This is a genomic window from Enterococcus sp. 2G9_DIV0600 (assembly GCF_002140615.1).
Classification (GTDB): Bacteria; Bacillota; Bacilli; order Lactobacillales; family Enterococcaceae; genus Enterococcus_D; species Enterococcus_D innesii.
Genome location: NZ_NGLL01000001.1, coordinates 154473 through 157450, shown reverse-complemented (window position 1 = coordinate 157450; position 2978 = coordinate 154473). Strand labels below are relative to the sequence as shown.

General features: G+C 34.3%; 3 protein-coding genes. All 3 read right to left on the bottom strand.

Annotated features, from left to right (window positions below; translation table 11 throughout):
• Positions 1-788: 788 nt before the first annotated feature.
• Positions 789-1418 (bottom strand): HAD family hydrolase, encoded by a 630-nt coding sequence (locus A5870_RS00735; protein ID WP_086291518.1) that lies wholly within the window; start codon positions 1416-1418, stop codon positions 789-791.
• Positions 1415-2188, bottom strand: a complete 774-nt coding sequence (locus A5870_RS00730) for a DeoR/GlpR family DNA-binding transcription regulator (RefSeq protein ID WP_077454073.1) — start codon at positions 2186-2188, stop codon at positions 1415-1417. The genes A5870_RS00735 and A5870_RS00730 overlap by 4 nt, the downstream gene beginning before the upstream one ends.
• Before the next feature lie 565 nt (positions 2189-2753).
• Positions 2754-2852, bottom strand: coding sequence for a type I toxin-antitoxin system Fst family toxin (locus A5870_RS17130; protein WP_123906408.1), 99 nt, complete (start codon positions 2850-2852; stop codon positions 2754-2756).
• Positions 2853-2978 lie beyond the last annotated feature (126 nt).

Genomic DNA, 2978 nt, shown 5'->3' with positions numbered 1-2978 from the left:
ACTACGCTCCCTTGCACTCGCCTAGTACTGTTCATCATCTACTCTGTCTCACTTCGTGAGTCAATCGTAGTGATTCACAGCAAAAAGGCATTGGACGGATTTGTCCAATGCCTGTGAGATAGCTAAATAAGCGTTAGGCTTCTTGTGTTTTTGTCGAAAAAAATGCATACTCCTACTAGAAATGAAGGCGTTTTTTCGGTACAATAAACACGTTGATGCCTACGGGTATCAACTATGGCAACTTGATTGGTCATCCGGGTATTGGTGTGACTGATCAGGGCTTCGTATTGGTGTTGGTAGCACCGATACGAAGTGCCTATTTTTTTGATTTCTATTCGCCTTCTAGTTTATAGAAAGCGGTTTACTTTTGCAAGGGGAACTAAATTATAAATGAATGAATACGCAGGAATATCATGATTTTGTATATTATATCAATAAAATAATCGATAAGATTTATACTTTTTCTTCTTTGGTTATTTTTATGATATAGACATGCCTCAGGGAGATGAAACTTAAACCCAAGTTGTCTTCTTCAATTTTAAAAAAAACATATGTCGAATGTTAGGATTAAGTGCAACATGTGATTGTTTTTGTATAACGTTCGCTCGTGATCTGCTCTATTATATCCAGTTTCAATTTTCATATACATACTAATGACAAGGCATTCGCAGATAGACCAATCTCATTTCACAATTCAGGGCTTTAAATTCCTGCTACAACAATCACTGGAAATAATCCTCACTTATGTTAACCGTTAATGAAATAAAGTAATTTCTTTAGGAAGTAATCTATTTTAAGTGTTGTAATATTTCCAGAGGAGTTTCTAAACTAATATCTGCACTTGAGAATAGTGGATTTTCTTTTGCTCCCCACTTTGCTAAAGCAAATTTAGCTCCAGCTGATTGTGAGCTATGCATATCATAGATAGAATCACCTATGTAAATTGATTCTTCTGGTAAACTTCCTAATTTATTTAATGCATATAAAATTGGTTCAGGATTAGGTTTATGTTTCGTTGTATCAGAGGCAGTTACTGAAATATCAAAAAGTTTACTTAAACCAAAATGTTCAAATTCATTTTCCATTTCTTCATTTGTTTTGGATGTAACAATCCCAATTTGTATCTCATTTTCTTTTAACTTAGTCAATGATTCTTCCACTTGAGGAAACAAAGTCGCAAGATGAGAGTATTGTTTAACATTTTCGGACCAACATGCATGTAGCTTATCAGCTTCCTCTCCAGATGATGAATACCGTTCAATTGCTTTTTTTCCTGGTATCCCTAAGATATACTCTAAATCTTCTTCTGGAACATCCAAGTTTTTCTCTTCTTTTAGAGTTTTTTGTAAAGACTTAATCATAACAAATTCTGTATCTAAGATTGTTCCATCTACGTCAAATAACACCGTTTTAATCATGTTTGCACCCACTTTGAATTTATTATAGAGACATTACTATCTGATATTGTTCTTTCTAAATCATCTGGTAGACGACTTTCTACAACAAGAAAATCAATATCTTCGAAATCTAAACCTTTATAGTTATGACTTAAGCCGATTTTTGTATTATCAATTAGTAAAACTACAAATTTGGATTGTTTTCTTATCTTCTTTTTGAAATCTATATCTTCATCGTAGGCGTAATAAATACCTGAAGTTGTGATTCCAGCGGCACTCATAAAAGCAACATCAAAGATAAATGAATCCAGTTCCAGCATTGGTTTCGTTCCAACGACATTTCGTTTGATAGGATCGATGGTTCCACCTAAAATCTTAGTTTTACATTTAGTATTTCTCAATAGTTGATCGGCAATATCTAATGAATTTGTCGTTGCTACGATATTCTCATAAGGTCTTATATGTCTAGGAATGCAACTGACCGTTGTTGAAATATCTAAAAAAATATGGGAATTATCTTTTACTAAATTACTAGCAGTTTTTGCTAGAATATCTTTTTCAGCACTAAGATCTTCAGTACGTTCAAGATATTCATCTAAACGACTAAAGGTATTGGGCAAACTAATTCCACCATATGTGCGATCGATAGCATTATTTTGAGCTAATTTGACAATATCTCTTCTTGCTGTATCTCTTGAAGAACCTGTTAAGGTAACGATTTCCTTCAAACTAAGAGTTCCACGCGACTTCAATTCCTCCAAAATTAACTCAAGCCTTTTCTTTTGAATCATAAATACGCCTCCCTCTAAGCCGATGTAAGCTTATTTACATACTAACTTAAACTAACTTATAAGTCAACGTTATCCTTTAGTACATAACAAAAACACCCAGATTAGATTTGCTGGATATTGCACTTTATTCTGGTATCCTAGTTAGAAAAACACATTTGAGTCCATATTATGTAAAATAATTTTCGATATGTACCTCACTATTCTACTCACCTACCTTGAATGAGCTTGATTGCGTCTCTTTTAATCAAGCTCATTCATTCTACTCTCAAAGCGAACAGTAACTGGGTAAATGATCATTTCAACGAATCTTTCCTTTTGACCAATGGGAAGAAAATTTTAAAGATCCAATGCTACAGCAACCATTATGGACCGTTTGGTTCATCTTTAGTTGCGCTTCATATGAAAAACGACCTAGGTAGTTCTTTTCAATATTCTATGATAAAATAGATTTGCGAAACGTGAGAATTTCGAGCATAGAAGCACAAAAGCCAGCCCTACTGCCAATAGGTCTGGCTTCTTTTCGTTCATTGCGACTCGGAACGTGTGGGTTAATGACAACTAGCTCTTAGTCATCGACTTTCTCGTCTAACCAACGAGAAATCATTTCCAGATCCAATCCGCAAAAAATTGGGGCGATAACCAACGTGAGAATTTGTTGAAGCATAAAAGCACCACCCCCTTTTAGGGGCAAGTTGTCTCATCTAGTGTATCAAAATGTCAAAAGGATTTGATGATAATTAGGAATGTACTCATATTATTTTGCATCTATTATTCTCACAAAGTAATCTTT

What these genes read in the sequence shown, in the direction of transcription:
- A5870_RS00735 (WP_086291518.1), bottom strand. Translation starts at nt 1,418, where the DNA reads ATGATTAAAACGGTGTTATTTGACGTAGATGGAACAATCTTAGATACA.
- A5870_RS00730 (WP_077454073.1), bottom strand. Translation starts at nt 2,188, where the DNA reads ATGATTCAAAAGAAAAGGCTTGAGTTAATTTTGGAGGAATTGAAGTCG.
- A5870_RS17130 (WP_123906408.1), bottom strand. Translation starts at nt 2,852, where the DNA reads ATGCTTCAACAAATTCTCACGTTGGTTATCGCCCCAATTTTTTGCGGA.